The organism is Rhizobium indigoferae (assembly GCF_034554815.1).
GTDB lineage: Bacteria > Pseudomonadota > Alphaproteobacteria > Rhizobiales > Rhizobiaceae > Rhizobium > Rhizobium leguminosarum.
In genome coordinates this window covers 4,665,057-4,679,286 of sequence record NZ_CP140635.1, presented here as the reverse complement: position 1 = coordinate 4,679,286, position 14,230 = coordinate 4,665,057, and the positions used below count along the sequence as shown (strand labels likewise).

Here is a 14,230-nt window from a genome sequence, read left to right as displayed (position 1 = left end):
CTTTACTGCTGCACGGCGAGCGTCGGCACCGCCTCGATGTTGAAAGCGGCCGCCATCAGCGCCCTGGTGTAATCATTCTTCGGCGCGCGGAAGATTTCCGAGGATGGTCCCTGCTCCACCACCTTGCCGAACCGCATGACGATGACGTCGTTGGCGAGCGCCTTCACCACCTTCAGATCGTGGCTGATGAAGAGATAGGCGAGGTCGTGCTTCTTCTGCAGATCGCGAAGGAGATCGACCACCTGAGCCTGGACGCTCATGTCGAGCGCGGAGGTCGGCTCGTCGAGCATGACGAAGCGCGGTTTCAGCACCATGGCCCGGGCGATGGCGATGCGCTGGCGCTGGCCGCCGGAGAATTCGTGCGGATAACGCCAGCGGGTCAGGGGATCCAGACCCACCTCCTCCAGCGCCCAGCAGACGCGCTGGTCGCGTTCTTCTGATGTCAGGGAGCGCTCATGCACCTTCAGCCCTTCGGCGACGATATCGCCGACCGACATGCGCGGGCTGAGCGATCCGTAGGGATCCTGGAAGACGACCTGCAGCTGGTTGCGCAGCGGCCGCATCTCACTGAACGAATAGCCGGCTATATCCTTGCCGACGAAGGCGATCCGTCCTTCTGAGGAAATCAGCCGGGTGAGCGCCAGGCCGAGCGTGGTCTTGCCGGAGCCGGACTCGCCGACGACGCCGAGCGTCTGGCCGGCGCGCAGCGAAAGGTCGATACCGTCGACCGCCTTGACGTGATCGACGACGCGGCGCATCAGCCCTGATTTGATCGGGAACCAGACACGGATATCCGACCCTTCCATCACCATCGGTTTCGAGGGATCGGCCAGCGGTGGTTCGCCCCGCGGCTCGGAGGCGAGAAGGTGCCGGGTATATTCATGCTTCGGATTGGCGAAGACGTCCTCGACCGTGCCGGTTTCGACGATCTTGCCCTTGGTCATGACGCAGACGCGATCGGCGAATTTGCGCACGATGCCGAGATCATGGGTGATGAACAGCATCGACATGCCGTGGACGGCCTTCAACTGCCGGAGCAATTCGAGGATCTGCGCCTGCACGGTGACGTCGAGGGCGGTGGTCGGCTCGTCGGCGATCAGCAATTCCGGCCGGTTGGCGAGCGCCATGGCGATCATGACGCGCTGGCGCTGGCCGCCTGACAGTTCGTGCGGATAGGCCTTCAATCGCTTCTCCGGCTCGCGGATACCGACCTGGTTCAGCAATTCCAGAACGCGCTGGCGCGCCGGCTGGCCGGTGAGGCCCTGGTGCAAGGCCAGGATCTCGGCGATCTGCTTCTCGATCGTATGAAGCGGATTGAGCGAGGTCATCGGCTCCTGGAAGATCATGGTGATGTCGTTGCCGCGCACTTCCCGCAGTGCCCGCTCCGACTCCTTCAGGAGGTCCTTGCCCTTGAAGAGGATTTCGCCCGAGGGATGGCTTGCGGACGGATAAGGCAAAAGCCGCAGAATCGAGTTGGCCGAGACCGACTTGCCGGAGCCGGACTCGCCGACGAGCGCCACGACTTCGCCTTTAGCGATATCGAAGGAGATATGATCGACGGCGAGCGAGGTCTCGCCGCCCTGATGAAAGGCAACCGAGAGATCGCGGACGGAAAGCAGCGGTTCTGGCATATCACTCATTGAAACGTCTTCCTCGGATCGAAGGCATCGCGCACGGCTTCGCCGATGAAGATCAGCAGGGAAAGCATGATCGACATGGCAAAGAAGGCCGTCAGCCCGAGCCATGGCGCCTGCAAATTGGTCTTGCCCTGCGCGATCATCTCGCCGAGCGAGGGGGAGCCCGGCGGCATGCCGAAGCCGAGGAAATCGAGCGACGTCAGCGTGGTGATCGAGCCAGAGAGGATGAAGGGCAAGAAGGTCAGCGTCGCGACCATGGCGTTCGGCAGCAGATGGCGCCACATGATGGTGCGATTGTTGACGCCAAGCGCGCGGGCGGCGCGGACATATTCGAAATTGCGGGCGCGCAGGAATTCGGCGCGCACGATGCCGACGAAGCCGACCCAGGAGAAGAGCAGCATGATGCCGAGCAGCACGAAGAAACCGGGCGGCAGGAGTGCGGCGATGATCAGCAGGATGTAGAGCACCGGCATCGACGACCAGATCTCGATAAAGCGCTGTAACAGCAGATCGGTCCAGCCGCCAAAATAACCCTGCACAGCACCTGCCGTCACGCCGATGATCGCCGAGCAAATGGTCAGCACCAGGCCGAAGAGCACCGATATGCGGAAGCCGTAGATGACGCGCGCCAGCACGTCGCGCGCCTGGTCGTCAGTGCCGAGCCAGTTGAGATTGCCGAGGGTGCAATCCGGATCGTTCACCCCTTGCGGGTAGCCGGCACAGCGCTCCTCCTTCGTCATCAGCCAGAAGGGGGCCGTGGGCGCCGAATGCGGAATGTTGGAATTGACCGAGCGGTAGGAATAGCGGATCGGCGGCCAGATCATCCAGCCATTGGCATTGATCTCGTCGGCAATGACCGAGGAACGATAGTCGGTTTCGGCCAGGAAGCCGCCGAATTTCTCCTCGGGATAGTCGATGAGGACCGGAAACAGGACCTCGCCCTTGTAGGAGGCGATGATCGGCCGGTCGTTGGCGATGAACTCGGCAAACAGGCTGAGGACGAACAGCAGCATGAACAACCACAGCGACCAGTAACCGCGGCCGTTCGCCCGGAAATTATGCCAGCGGCGGATATTGGTCGGCGAGAGCAGGCCCTTGCGCGGCGGCTTGACGGGTGTTGCGACGGCAGGATTTGCGGCGGCGTCCATCAGACATCCCTCCGCTCGAAATCGATGCGCGGATCGATCCAGGTGTAGATCAGGTCGGAAACCAGGCTGACGACGAGGCCGAGCAGCGAGAAGATGTAGAGCGTGGCGAAGACGATCGGGTAATCCCGGTTGATGACCGAGAGATAGCCGAGACGGCCGAGGCCATCCAGCGAGAAGATGTTTTCGATCAGCAGCGAGCCGGTGAAGAAAGCGGAAATAAAGGCGCCGGGAAAACCGGCAATGATGATCAGCATGGCGTTGCGAAAGACATGGCCATAGAGCACCTGCCGCTGGTTCAGGCCCTTGGCGCGGGCGGTGACGACATATTGCTTCTTGATCTCCTCGATGAAGGAATTCTTGGTCAAAAGCGTCGTCGTCGCAAAGGCCGACAGGGAAAGCGAGATCAGCGGCAAGGTGAGGTGCCAGAAATAGTCGAGCGGCTTCTGCCACCAGGCCAGCTGGTCGAAATTGTCGGAGACCAGGCCGCGCAGCGGAAACCAGTCGTAGAAGGAGCCGCCAGCAAACAGCACGATCAGGAGAATGCCGAAGAGGAAGCTCGGGACAGCATAGCCGACGACGATGACGCCCGACGTCCAGACATCGAAGGTCGATCCATCCTTGATCGCTTTGCGGATGCCGAGCGGGATGGAGATGGCATAGGAGAAGATCAGGATCCAGATGCCGAGCGAGATCGACACCGGCAGCTTTTCTTTGACGAGTTCGAGCACGGAGGTGTTGCGGAAGAAACTCTCGCCGAAATCGAAGCGGATGTAATTCCACATCATCTCGCCGAAACGCGTCAGTGGCGGCTTGTCGAAGCCGAATTGCTTTTCAAGCTTGGCGATCAGTTCCGGATCGAGCCCCTGGGCACCGCGATATTTCGAGCCTTCGTCGCTGCCGCCGCCGCTGAGGAGATCGCCGCCGCCGGACAGGCGCTGGTCGGCACTGTCGGCCTGACCGGTCAATTGGGCGATCACCTGCTCGACAGGACCGCCGGGGGCGAACTGAATGACGGTGAAGGAAATCGCCATAATGCCGACGATGGTCGGGATCATCAGAAGCAGGCGGCGAAGGATATAGGCGCCCATCAGCCTTCAGCCTCCGGGAATGTTCTTCTTGTCTGCCTGCCGTCCAGTCTCATGCCGCTCAATCCGCCAGCCTTCCCTTGCCGGCCCTGCCGGCTTGTCGTGATTCGCTCGCGCCATTTGGAGCCGAGGGCCCCTGCATTGCAAGCCCGCTCATTTTGCCGAGGTGGACCACCAGGCATCAGGGAAGCCAAGGCTGTACGCCGGAAACTCGGCCGGATGCGTGACCGTGTTCCAATAGGTGATGTTATAGGTATCACGGTAGAACAGCGGGATGACGTAGTGATTTGCAAGCAAGACCCGGTCCATCGCCTTGATCGCTGCGACCTGTTCATCGCGGTTCGGCGCGAAGATGATCATGCGAATGAGCTCATCAACGGCGGGGTTGGCTATGCCGGCATAATTGCGAGAACCCTGTTGGTTGACGGAACCGGATCCCCAATAGTCGGCTTGTTCGTTGCCCGGATTCATGGTCTCCGCCCAGACATTCCAGATCATATCGAAGTCGAAGCTGCGCTCGCGATTGACAGCTTGCGAGGCGTCGACTGTTCGCACCCGCGCATCGATACCGATTTTCCTGAGATTGTTTGCATATGGCACCGCCCAGCGCTCCAGCATGGGGCTCGACAACAGGATCTCGAAACTCATCGGCTGGCCAGTCTTGGTATTGACCATCCGGTTGCCCTTGAGCTCCCAGCCGGCTTCTTTCAGAAGTGCAATCGCCTTGCGGAGGTTGTCGCGACTCTTCTGCGGATCGCCGCCGACAGGGTTGGTATAGGGCGTCGTGAAGACTTCGGGCGGAACCTTATCCTTCATGCCCAGCAGAATTTCCAGTTCTCTACCCTGTGGAAGGCCGGAGGAGGCGAGCTCGGTATTCCAGAAATAACTGTCGATGCGTTTGTAACTGTTAAAGGCAACGGTGCGATTCAACTCTTCGAAATCGAAGCCGTAGTTCAGGGCCTCGCGAATTCGCTCGTCCTTAAACAGGTCACGACGCATGTTGGGCACCAGCGCTTGTAGGATACCGGTGGCGCGTAGCGGGTTAGCAACCTCTTCCTTCTTGACGCGTCCTTCCTTCACCGCGGGAAAATCATACCCTGTCGCCCACCGGGCAGCCGTTGTCTCCTGCCAGTAGTCACTATTACCAGCGCGAAACGCTTCGAACTCGACATCCCGATCACCGAAATAGGTGTAGATGATGTTGCGGAAATTGTTCTGGCCGACATTTACATTGAGGTCCTTGCCCCAATAGTCGTCACGTAATTCATAGCGGATTGTCGCGCCGGGCGAGAAGGAAGCAATCTTGTAAGGTCCCGAACCCATCACGGGCTCGAGCGTCGTCTTTGAGATATCGCGTGGCTTGCCGTCCGGTCCCTGCCCCTCCCACCAATGTTTCGGCACGACCACCAACTGGCCGAGAATATTCGGGAGCTCCCGGTTGTTCTTTTCGTCGAAGGTGAAGGTGACGTCGCGATCGCCGGTCTTTTCGGCTTTCACCACGTGGCGGTAATAGTTCGCCGTGAGGGGGTTTAATTCCTTCGTCTTATCCAGACTGAAGATGACGTCCTCGGGTATTACCGGCTGACCATCCGCCCATTTCGCTTCCTTGCGCAGGCGGAAAGTCGCGCTCGATACGTCTGCGGGAAAAGACAGTCCCTCGGCAAGCAGACCGTAGGAGACGAGGAGCTCGTCGTCGGCGGGCTTCATCAGCGTGTCGTAAACGAGCGTCAAGCCCACCGCCGCCTGACCTTTGGCAAGCAATGGGTTGAAGGTGTCGAAGGCGCCGCTTGCGGAGAGGCGCAGGTCTCCGCCTTTCGGTGCATCGGGATTGACGTAGTCGAAATGCGTAAAGCCCGGCTTGTACTTCATCTCGCTGATGACCGAGCTTCCGATCTGAAAGGGCTGGTCCTGACCCGTTGCCGGCATCGGCGCCAGGGCACCCGCAAGCGACAGAAACAAACCGATCTTCGACCACAGAACCGCCATTCACGCTTTCCCCTGATTATTGATGGGTTCGACAATACGAAAAATACGGGCGAAAAACAGGAGAGAGTTTGGTTTTTGCCGGGCGCGCGAAATTTCGAGCATCGGGTCCGTGTCGGAGTGTCGCCTCCTCGGGCCGCCTTCACAGCATGCGGCGATCCGTCACCGCCTCCCTCGATGGCGGCTGGCCAAAACATTGATTCACCAAAATCGCTTTTCACGATAGATTCGATCGCAAATCACTTCGGCAGCGGCTCAAGGGAACAGTATGGCTTTCGGCTTCGCTCAGGCTTTCAGGACAATCAGCAAACTGACGCTTGCCGGCGCAATCGGCGCAAGCCTTGCCGCCGGCGACGTCGGCGCGGAGCAGAAGACGCCGAGCCCGGGCAGCGCCAAGGGGCAGTTCGGCGCCGTCAGCCTGCCGACGCAGGGACCGGCGCAGCCGATCGGCTTTTACGCGAAGGGCTGCATGACGGGTGCGGTGGCGCTGCCGACCGACGGGCCGACCTGGGAGGCGATGCGGCTTTCGCGCAATCGCCGCTGGGGCAATCCGGCGATGATCGCGCTACTCGAACGTCTTTCGCAGGATGGGGTCAAATATGCCGGGTGGCCGGGCATTCTCGTCGGCGACATTGCGCAACCGCGCGGCGGGCCGATGTTCAACGGTCATGCCTCGCATCAGATTGGCCTCGATGCCGACGTCTGGTTTACGCCGATGCCCGGGCGCCGCATGACGGCCGAGGAGCGCGAGAATCTACCCTTCACCACCATGCTGCAAAAGGACAAGTTCCTGACCGTCGACCCCAAGGTATGGACGCAATCGCGGGCGCGGCTGCTGATGCTGGCGGCAAGCTATCCCGAGGTCGAGCGTATTTTCGTCAATCCGGCGATCAAGAAGAAGATGTGCGACACCTGGACGGGCGACCGCACCAATCTTGGCAAGCTCCGGCCGGAATACGGCCATGACTCGCATTTCCACATCCGCATCAAGTGCCCGCCCGGTGCTGCGGGCTGCACACCGCAGGCCTCTGTCGCCGCCGGCGACGGCTGTGACAAGTCGCTCGCCTGGTGGTTCACGCCGGCGCCCTGGGCACCGCCGAAGCCGCCGAAGCCCGGCGCCAAGCCGCCGAAGCCGCCGCGCGAGATGATGGTTTCCGATCTGCCCAAGGCGTGTGCCGCCGTGCTCGATGCTGCTTCCGTCGCCTCGATGCAGGCTGCGACCTATGGCGGACCTTCCGCCGCAAGCGCGCTCACCACCGCGCCGGCAGCAGCACCTGCCGCCGACGCCGACGGCGCTTTGCCCGATGTCGGCCCGGTTCCGAACGACAAGCCGGCGATACAATGAGTAAGGCCCGGGGTGCGTTGTCTTTCAAATCGCAAACTCTTGGTATAGAAGCCATCAAATCGATTGAATTGCTCGGGCGGAGGGGTTTATGGCCGGCGGCAAATGCCTTGCATTGATTGCGCATGACCAGAAGAAGGATGACATGGCGGATTTCGCCCGCGCCAACAGGGACATTCTCTCCCGCTGGAAGATCGTCGCCACCGGCACGACAGGTGGACGCGTGCTCGACGCCGCCCCCGATCTCGACGTCACCAGGCTGAAAAGCGGGCCGCTCGGCGGCGACCAGCAGATCGGCGCGCTGATTTCGACCGGCGAGGTCGACGCCCTGATCTTCTTCGTCGACCCCTTGACGCCAATGCCGCACGATGTCGACGTGAAGGCATTGATGCGGCTGGCGATCGTCTATGATATTCCGATGGCGCTCAACCACGCGACCGCTATAAAACTTCTTCCCACACTCGAAGCCTGATCAGCACGGAACCGGCCATGCCAAAACCGAACAACAGCACCGCTCCGCTGCCTTTCCCGATCCTGATCGGCGATATCGGCGGCACCAATGCCCGCTTCTCCATCCTGACTGATGCCTATGCCGAGCCGAAGCAGTTTCCGAACGTGCGCACGGCGGATTTCGCCACGATCGACGAAGCGATCCAGAAAGGCGTGCTCGACAAGACGGCCGTGCAGCCGCGTTCGGCGATCCTCGCCGTCGCCGGCCCGATCAACGACGACGAGATCCCGCTGACCAATTGCGACTGGGTGGTGCGGCCAAAGACGATGATCGAGGGCCTCGGCATGGAGGACGTGCTCGTCGTCAACGATTTCGAGGCGCAGGCGCTGGCAATCGCCGCTCTTTCGGATGAAAACCGCGAACGCATCGGCGACGCTACCGGCGACATGATCGCCTCCCGCGTCGTGCTCGGACCTGGCACCGGCCTCGGCGTCGGCGGGCTCGTGCATGCCCAGCATAGCTGGATCCCGGTTCCCGGCGAAGGCGGCCATGTCGATCTCGGACCGCGCAGCAAGCGCGACTATGATATCTTTCCGCATATAGAGACGATCGAAGGCCGTGTTTCGGCCGAGCAGATCCTCTGCGGCCGCGGCCTTGTCAACCTCTACCATGCCATCTGCATTGTCGACGGCATCCAGCCGACGATGAAGGATCCCGCCGATATCACCTCTCACGCGCTTGCCGGCAGCGACAAGGCGGCCATAGAGACCGTCTCGCTGTTTGCCACCTATCTCGGCCGCGTGGCGGGCGACATGGCGATGGTGTTCATGGCGCGCGGCGGCGTCTATCTCTCCGGCGGCATCTCGCAGAAAATCATCCCGGCGCTGAAAAAGCCGGAATTCCGCATCGCCTTCGAGGACAAGGCGCCGCATACGGCATTGCTCCGGACTATCCCGACCTATGTGGTGACGCATCCCTTAGCAGCGCTTGCCGGGCTTTCCTCCTATGCGCGCATGCCGGCGAATTTCGGCGTCTCGACGGAAGGCCGCCGCTGGCGGCGCTAGCCCGGCGCGCAAAGTAAATGGAGCGTCCCTGGCGCGTCCTATCCGGACGCGCGGCGCTCTAGCCAAACCGGTCCCAACTCTTTATAGACCCCGGCAAAAGTGCGTGTCGCCCTCGCGAGGCGCTTGGTCCGAGACAGGAAATCCTATTTGGAAGCGGCGGAAAGCAGAACGCAGAGCGTCAGCAGCGATACCGTAACCGGTATCCTGAAGCGCATCATCGCTGAAAACGGCCGAGACCATCTCTGGGGCTATGTCTTTGCGATTGCCTGCCTCATCGTGGTGGCGCTTTCGACGGCGTTTACCGCCTGGATCATGCGGGCGATCATCGACGAGGCCTTCGCCAATCGGCGCGCCGACGTCGTCTGGATCATCTGTCTTTCGATCTTCATCGCCTTCGTGCTACGCGGTTTTGCGAGCTACGGCCAGGCGGTGGCGCTTTCCAGGGTCGGCAACGATATCGTCGCCCGCTACCAGCGCCGGCTCTATGCGCATCTGATGACGCTTTCGGTCGGCTTCTTCAGCGAGGCGCGCTCGGCCCATATCGCCGCGCAGGTGAGCCAGAACGTCAGCGGCATCCGCGACGTGCTCAACCTGACGATCACCTCGACGGTACGCGATCTGCTGACCTTCGTTTCGCTGCTCGCCGTGATGATCCTGCAGGATCCGCTGCTCAGCCTTGCCGTGTTCATCATGGCGCCGCCGCTGCTTTACGCGCTGCGCTATGTTTCGAAGCGGCTGCGCTCGGCGACCCGCGAGGCCGTGCATCTGAACAGCCATGTCCTCGGCGCCATGCAGGAGACGATCCAGGGAATCGCCATCGTGAAGGCCTTCACGATGGAAGAAGAACTGGAGCGCAAGGTCAACAAACTCATCAAGGGCGCCGAAAGCCGGGCGAACCGGATTGCCCGGCTTTCCGAACGCACCTCTCCGCTGACGGAAAGTTTCGCGGGCTTTGCCGTCGCCAGCGTGCTTGCCTATGCCGCCTACCGCTCGATCTACTTTAATGTGCCACCCGGCGCCTTTTTCTCCTTCGTCACGGCGCTGCTGCTTGCCTATGACCCGGCTCGACGGCTTGCCCGCCTGCAGGTGCAGATGGAGCGCGCCGTCGTCAATGCGCGGATGATCTACGAGTTGCTCGACATGGAGCCGCGCCAGCGCGACCTGCCAGATGCCGGGCCGCTGACCGTGACGCAGGCGAGGATCGAATTCCGCAACGTTTCCTTCGCCTATGGCAACGAAAGCGTGCTCAGCGGCGTGAGCTTCATCGCCGAGGGCGGGTCGACCACCGCACTGGTCGGTCCCTCGGGTGCCGGCAAATCCACCGTCATCAGCCTCATTCCGCGTTTCTACGATCCGCGCGAAGGCGAAATTCTGATCGACGGGCAGGACATCGCCCACATCACCAAGAAGTCGCTGCGCCAGCAACTCGCCTATGTCTCGCAGCAACCCTACCTGTTCGAGGGCACGATCCGCGACAATATCCGCTACGGCCGGCCGGAGGCGACCGATGCCGAAGTGGAAGAGGCGGCCAGGCTTGCCTATGCGCATGATTTCATCTCGGCACAGCCGCAGGGTTACGAGACGCCGGTCGGCGAAAACGGCGTGACGCTTTCGGGCGGCCAGCGCCAGCGCCTGTCGATCGCACGCGCCCTGGTGCGCAACGCGCCGATCCTGCTTCTCGACGAGGCGACCTCCGCCCTCGACACCGAATCCGAAGCCGCCGTGCAGAAGGCGCTCGACGAAGCGATGACCGGACGCACCGTCGTCGTCATCGCCCATCGGCTCTCGACCGTGGTGCGCGCCGACAAGATCGTCGTCATGCAGCAGGGCCGCGTCGTCGAGGAAGGCAATCACGAGACGCTTGCGAAGGTCAGCGACGGTCTTTACGCTCGCCTCAACAACCTGCAGAGGCCCTCGGCCTCCGATTCATACTGACCTGGTGAGACTGACATGAGCGATGCTGCGATGAAACTGGTGGTGGTTGGCGCAGCAGGACGCATGGGGCAGACGCTGATCCGGCTCATCCATTCCATCGACGGCGTGACGCTGCATGCCGCGGTCGAGCGCACCGGTTCGCCCTTCGTCGGCAAGGATGCCGGCGAGATCGCCGGTCTCGGCCCGACCGGCGTCATCATCGGCGACGATCCGCTCAACGCCTTTCTCGATGCCGAAGGCGTGCTCGACTTCACCTCGCCCGCTGCAACAGTGGAATTCTCAGGCCTCGCCGCGCAGGCTCGCATCGTCCATGTCGTTGGAACGACGGGCTGTTTACCCGATGACAACGCCAGGATCGCCGCGGCAGCCCGCCATGCCCGCATCGTCAAATCAGGCAATATGAGCCTCGGGGTCAATCTGCTCAGCGTGCTCGCAGAGCAGGCAGCGCGTGCGCTTGATCCTGATGACTGGGATATCGAGATCCTGGAAATGCACCACAAGCACAAGGTGGATGCGCCTTCCGGCACCGCCCTTCTCTTCGGCGAGGCCGCGGCAAAGGGGCGCGGCATCGATCTGGCCTCGAAGTCGGTCCGGGTGCGCGACGGCCATACCGGCGCCCGTGAAGCCGGCACCATCGGTTTTGCGACGCTGCGCGGCGGCTCCGTCATCGGCGAGCATTCCGTGCTTTTCGCGGGAGAAGGCGAAATCGTCACCTTGTCGCACAGCGCGGCCGACCGCTCGATCTTTGCGCGCGGCGCCATCAAGGCGGCGCTCTGGGCGCGCGACAAGAAGCCGGGTCTCTATTCCATGCTCGACGTGCTCGGGCTTTCTTCCTCATAACGATACTACGGAGGCATATTCATGAGCGGTACCCTCGTCCTCGTTCGCCACGGCCAGAGTGACTGGAACCTGAAGAATCTCTTCACCGGCTGGAAGGATCCCGATCTGACCGAGCTCGGCATCCAGGAAGCCAATGCCGGCGGTACGGCGCTTGCCGAATACGGGATCAAATTCGACGTCGCCTACACCTCGGTGCTGGTGCGTGCGCAGCACACGCTGAAACTCATCCTCGACAAGGTCGGCCAGCCCGATCTCCAGACGATCCGCGACCAGGCGCTGAACGAGCGCGACTATGGCGATCTCTCCGGCCTCAACAAGGACGATGCCCGCGCCAAATGGGGCGAAGAACAGGTGCACATCTGGCGCCGTTCCTATGACGTGCCGCCTCCCGGCGGCGAAAGCCTGCGCGACACCGGCGCCCGCGTCTGGCCCTACTACCTCACCGAGATCCTGCCGCGCGTGCTCAGGGGCGAGAAGGTGCTGGTGGCCGCACACGGCAATTCGCTGCGCTCGCTGGTGATGGTGCTCGACAAGCTGAACAAAGAAGGCGTGCTCGCCCTCAACCTCGCGACCGGCGTGCCGATGGTCTACAAGCTGAAGGCGGATTCCACCGTCGCTTCAAAGGAAGTGCTCGGCGACATGTCTGGCGCGCATTGATCTCAGCTGATCTTTCCCCGCTTCGGCGGGGAAAGGCGCTCAGTTCTCGATGGTGAACTGCACCCGGTCGGCCGCGAAACGGCTGATCGAATATTGCACCGGCACGCCGTCGAGATCGGTATTCATTGCCTTGGCGATCAGAAGGATGGCACCGGGAGTGAGTTCGAGATCGGCCATATCGGCTGCGCTCGCATGAGCGGCCGTCACCTCGGTCGTCGCCCGGACATAATCCGGCAGGCCGAGTTCGGCGAAAGCCTTGGTGATCGATTCCCCCGCCCGGTACGCCTCGCCGATACCGGCGAAGCGTTCGGCCGGAAACCAGCTCGTCGCCCTTGAAACCGGCCGCTTGTCCGCCTGGCGCAATGTTTCCAGGCGGATCACTGGCTCACCCTGCTTCAGGCCCAGCCAGCGGGCGACCTCTGCATTCGCTTCCTCTTTCGCCTCATCGAGCAGAAGGCCGCGCATTTCACGCGCCTGATCGCCAATGCCGGCGGTAAAGCGCGTGCGCCTTGTGATCGGGAAATTCAGCCGCTCCTTGCGTTCGATCAGCGTGCCGCGACCTTGTACCGCACGGACGATCCCCTCCTGCGCCAGCGCCGCCAGCGCACTGCGCACCGTATGCCGGTTGACGCCGAATTGCACCGCCAACATGGTTTCCGGCGGTACCATGCCCGTTTCGTCATAGGCTCCGTTGCTGATCGCCACGCGAATCCGATCGGCGATCTGGCGCCAGAGCGCCACGCCGGTTTGCCTTTGCACCTGCTTCAATCCCGCCATTCCACCCCTGCCCGCCATTTCTCGCCTTCTGCATAATTCGATCCTGAAAACGATCCCGATTTCAGGATCGAATTATGCAGCAATTCAAAGTGCTACAGCGTCCTTTGCGCGTCTGAAAAGACGCGCGGCGCTGTAGATGTCACACGCTTGTCACGACATCGATTTAGAGCTAAATGTATCTTGTATGGTTGTCTATATCAATAGACATTTTAAGGGAAGCGGCGATGATACCAGCGGACAGGAAAGACGCTGCGTCACAGACGGCATCTGGGCGGAAACGCGCCGCCGATCTGCTGGCGCGTGCGGAACGCAGCGAACTCACAGCGGTCTTCGATGCGCTGCCGCAAAAGCCTGTGGCCCATCAGGTGCGCGGACCGGAGACCGGGCTGGTGATGGTGCGCGGACGCATCGGCGGCGGCGGCGCTCCCTTCAATCTGGGCGAAGTGACCGTGACGCGGGCCACCGTCCGGCTCGACTCCGGCTCGGTCGGCCATGCGCAGGCGCTCGGCACCGACCGCGAGAAGGCCCAGCTTGCGGCGATCTTCGACGCGCTCTGGCAGGAGGACGCGACGAAGGATTTTGTCGAACAGGCACTGCTTTTGCCGATCGCCGAACGGATCGCCGATGCCGAACGCCGCAAGACGGACGAGACGGCGGCGACACGCGTCGATTTCTTCACCATGGTGCGGGGAGACAACTGATGGGCCTGAAGACAGAAGCTCTGACCGGCGGCTTTGCCGAGCCGGTCTTCCATGCCCAGAGCGTCTTCAAGATGCTGATGGACGGCATGGCCCGCCCCGGCACGATCCAGACCGTTCAGCCCGATGTCGCTCCGCCGGCACCGCTCGGCATCGCCGCCGGCACGATCGCGCTGACGCTTTGCGACCACGACACACCCGTCTGGCTTTCCCAGGGACTGGCGAGATCCGCCGTGCCGGAATGGCTCGGCTTCCATACCGGCGCGCCGTTGACCACCGAAAAGGCCGAGGCGCGTTTTGCCTTCACCGAGGCCGGCACCGCACTTTCCTCCTTCGGCCTCTTTGCATCAGGCACGCAGGAATATCCCGACCGCTCGACGACCGTTGTCATCGAACTCGCCGAACTCGAGGGCGGCCGCAGGCTGGCCCTGATGGGTCCGGGCATCCAGAGCGTGACGGAGATCGCGCCCATCGGCCTGCCGGAGACCTTCCTGCGGCTCTGGACCGAGAACCGTGCGCTCTTTCCGCGCGGCGTCGACATCGTGCTGACGGCGGGCAAGCGTTTCCTCTGCCTGCCGCGCACCACCAAGATCACAGCAACGGAGATCTGAGC

Annotated in this window: 13 protein-coding genes; 8 read left to right on the top strand and 5 right to left on the bottom strand. The window is 62.1% G+C overall.

The features are described 5' to 3' along the window. Nucleotides 1–2: 2 nt before the first annotated feature. From U5G49_RS22880 to U5G49_RS22865, 4 genes are all read right to left on the bottom strand, one after another. Nucleotides 3–1,640, bottom strand: a complete 1,638-nt coding sequence (locus U5G49_RS22880) for an ABC transporter ATP-binding protein (RefSeq protein ID WP_193446465.1) — start codon at nt 1,638–1,640, stop codon at nt 3–5. Next, complete coding sequence (locus tag U5G49_RS22875; RefSeq protein WP_018447985.1) at nt 1,637–2,785, bottom strand: ABC transporter permease; 1,149 nt, start codon at nt 2,783–2,785, stop codon at nt 1,637–1,639. The genes U5G49_RS22880 and U5G49_RS22875 overlap by 4 nt, the downstream gene beginning before the upstream one ends. After that, nucleotides 2,785–3,873 carry a microcin C ABC transporter permease YejB gene (locus U5G49_RS22870; protein ID WP_018244316.1) on the bottom strand — a complete coding sequence of 363 codons (1,089 nt, stop codon included), beginning with the start codon at nt 3,871–3,873 and terminating at the stop codon, nt 2,785–2,787. The genes U5G49_RS22875 and U5G49_RS22870 overlap by 1 nt, the downstream gene beginning before the upstream one ends. A 150-nt stretch (nt 3,874–4,023) precedes the next feature. Continuing rightward, on the bottom strand, nt 4,024–5,856 hold the full coding sequence (locus tag U5G49_RS22865; RefSeq protein ID WP_130718552.1) for an extracellular solute-binding protein: 1,833 nt from the start codon (nt 5,854–5,856) through the stop codon (nt 4,024–4,026). Between the two features lie 265 nt (nt 5,857–6,121). On the opposite strand from U5G49_RS22865, the gene mepA reads away from it, so the two are divergent. From mepA to U5G49_RS22835, 6 genes are all read left to right on the top strand, one after another. Further along, the gene (gene mepA / locus U5G49_RS22860) at nt 6,122–7,198 is read left to right on the top strand and encodes a penicillin-insensitive murein endopeptidase (RefSeq protein ID WP_193446466.1); all 1,077 of its coding nucleotides are present in this window, start codon (nt 6,122–6,124) and stop codon (nt 7,196–7,198) included. Nucleotides 7,199–7,286: 88 nt separating this feature from the next. Further along, a complete protein-coding gene (locus tag U5G49_RS22855; protein ID WP_003583482.1) occupies nt 7,287–7,667 on the top strand; it encodes a methylglyoxal synthase in 381 nt (126 codons plus the stop codon). Nucleotides 7,668–7,684: 17 nt separating this feature from the next. Further along, nucleotides 7,685–8,710, top strand: a complete 1,026-nt coding sequence (locus U5G49_RS22850) for a glucokinase (RefSeq protein WP_193446467.1) — start codon at nt 7,685–7,687, stop codon at nt 8,708–8,710. 147 nt (nt 8,711–8,857) lie between these two features. Further along, nucleotides 8,858–10,645, top strand: coding sequence for an ABC transporter ATP-binding protein (locus U5G49_RS22845; RefSeq protein ID WP_193446468.1), 1,788 nt, complete (start codon nt 8,858–8,860; stop codon nt 10,643–10,645). Nucleotides 10,646–10,660: 15 nt separating this feature from the next. Then, nucleotides 10,661–11,485 carry a 4-hydroxy-tetrahydrodipicolinate reductase gene (gene dapB / locus U5G49_RS22840; protein WP_193446469.1) on the top strand — a complete coding sequence of 275 codons (825 nt, stop codon included), beginning with the start codon at nt 10,661–10,663 and terminating at the stop codon, nt 11,483–11,485. A gap of 21 nt (nt 11,486–11,506) precedes the next feature. Beyond that, entirely contained in the window at nt 11,507–12,142 is a 636-nt protein-coding gene (locus U5G49_RS22835; protein ID WP_028731826.1) for a 2,3-bisphosphoglycerate-dependent phosphoglycerate mutase, read from the top strand. 39 nt (nt 12,143–12,181) lie between these two features. Here the strand turns inward: U5G49_RS22835 and phnF are convergent, their stop codons facing one another. Continuing rightward, entirely contained in the window at nt 12,182–12,919 is a 738-nt protein-coding gene (gene phnF, locus U5G49_RS22830; protein ID WP_193446521.1) for a phosphonate metabolism transcriptional regulator PhnF, read from the bottom strand. A gap of 224 nt (nt 12,920–13,143) precedes the next feature. Here phnF and phnG point away from each other — a divergent pair, with 224 nt between their 5' ends. Further along, on the top strand, nt 13,144–13,620 hold the full coding sequence (phnG, locus tag U5G49_RS22825; protein ID WP_193446470.1) for a phosphonate C-P lyase system protein PhnG: 477 nt from the start codon (nt 13,144–13,146) through the stop codon (nt 13,618–13,620). After that, on the top strand, nt 13,620–14,228 hold the full coding sequence (gene phnH / locus U5G49_RS22820) for a phosphonate C-P lyase system protein PhnH (RefSeq protein WP_193446471.1): 609 nt from the start codon (nt 13,620–13,622) through the stop codon (nt 14,226–14,228). Before phnG ends, phnH begins: the two co-directional genes overlap by 1 nt. The last annotated feature ends 2 nt before the right edge of the window (nt 14,229–14,230 follow it).

What these genes read in the sequence shown, in the direction of transcription:
- U5G49_RS22880 (WP_193446465.1), bottom strand. Translation starts at nt 1,640, where the DNA reads ATGAGTGATATGCCAGAACCGCTGCTTTCCGTCCGCGATCTCTCGGTT.
- U5G49_RS22875 (WP_018447985.1), bottom strand. Translation starts at nt 2,785, where the DNA reads ATGGACGCCGCCGCAAATCCTGCCGTCGCAACACCCGTCAAGCCGCCG.
- U5G49_RS22870 (WP_018244316.1), bottom strand. Translation starts at nt 3,873, where the DNA reads ATGGGCGCCTATATCCTTCGCCGCCTGCTTCTGATGATCCCGACCATC.
- U5G49_RS22865 (WP_130718552.1), bottom strand. Translation starts at nt 5,856, where the DNA reads ATGGCGGTTCTGTGGTCGAAGATCGGTTTGTTTCTGTCGCTTGCGGGT.
- mepA (WP_193446466.1), top strand. Translation starts at nt 6,122, where the DNA reads ATGGCTTTCGGCTTCGCTCAGGCTTTCAGGACAATCAGCAAACTGACG.
- U5G49_RS22855 (WP_003583482.1), top strand. Translation starts at nt 7,287, where the DNA reads ATGGCCGGCGGCAAATGCCTTGCATTGATTGCGCATGACCAGAAGAAG.
- U5G49_RS22850 (WP_193446467.1), top strand. Translation starts at nt 7,685, where the DNA reads ATGCCAAAACCGAACAACAGCACCGCTCCGCTGCCTTTCCCGATCCTG.
- dapB (WP_193446469.1), top strand. Translation starts at nt 10,661, where the DNA reads ATGAGCGATGCTGCGATGAAACTGGTGGTGGTTGGCGCAGCAGGACGC.
- U5G49_RS22835 (WP_028731826.1), top strand. Translation starts at nt 11,507, where the DNA reads ATGAGCGGTACCCTCGTCCTCGTTCGCCACGGCCAGAGTGACTGGAAC.
- phnF (WP_193446521.1), bottom strand. Translation starts at nt 12,919, where the DNA reads ATGGCGGGATTGAAGCAGGTGCAAAGGCAAACCGGCGTGGCGCTCTGG.
- phnG (WP_193446470.1), top strand. Translation starts at nt 13,144, where the DNA reads ATGATACCAGCGGACAGGAAAGACGCTGCGTCACAGACGGCATCTGGG.
- phnH (WP_193446471.1), top strand. Translation starts at nt 13,620, where the DNA reads ATGGGCCTGAAGACAGAAGCTCTGACCGGCGGCTTTGCCGAGCCGGTC.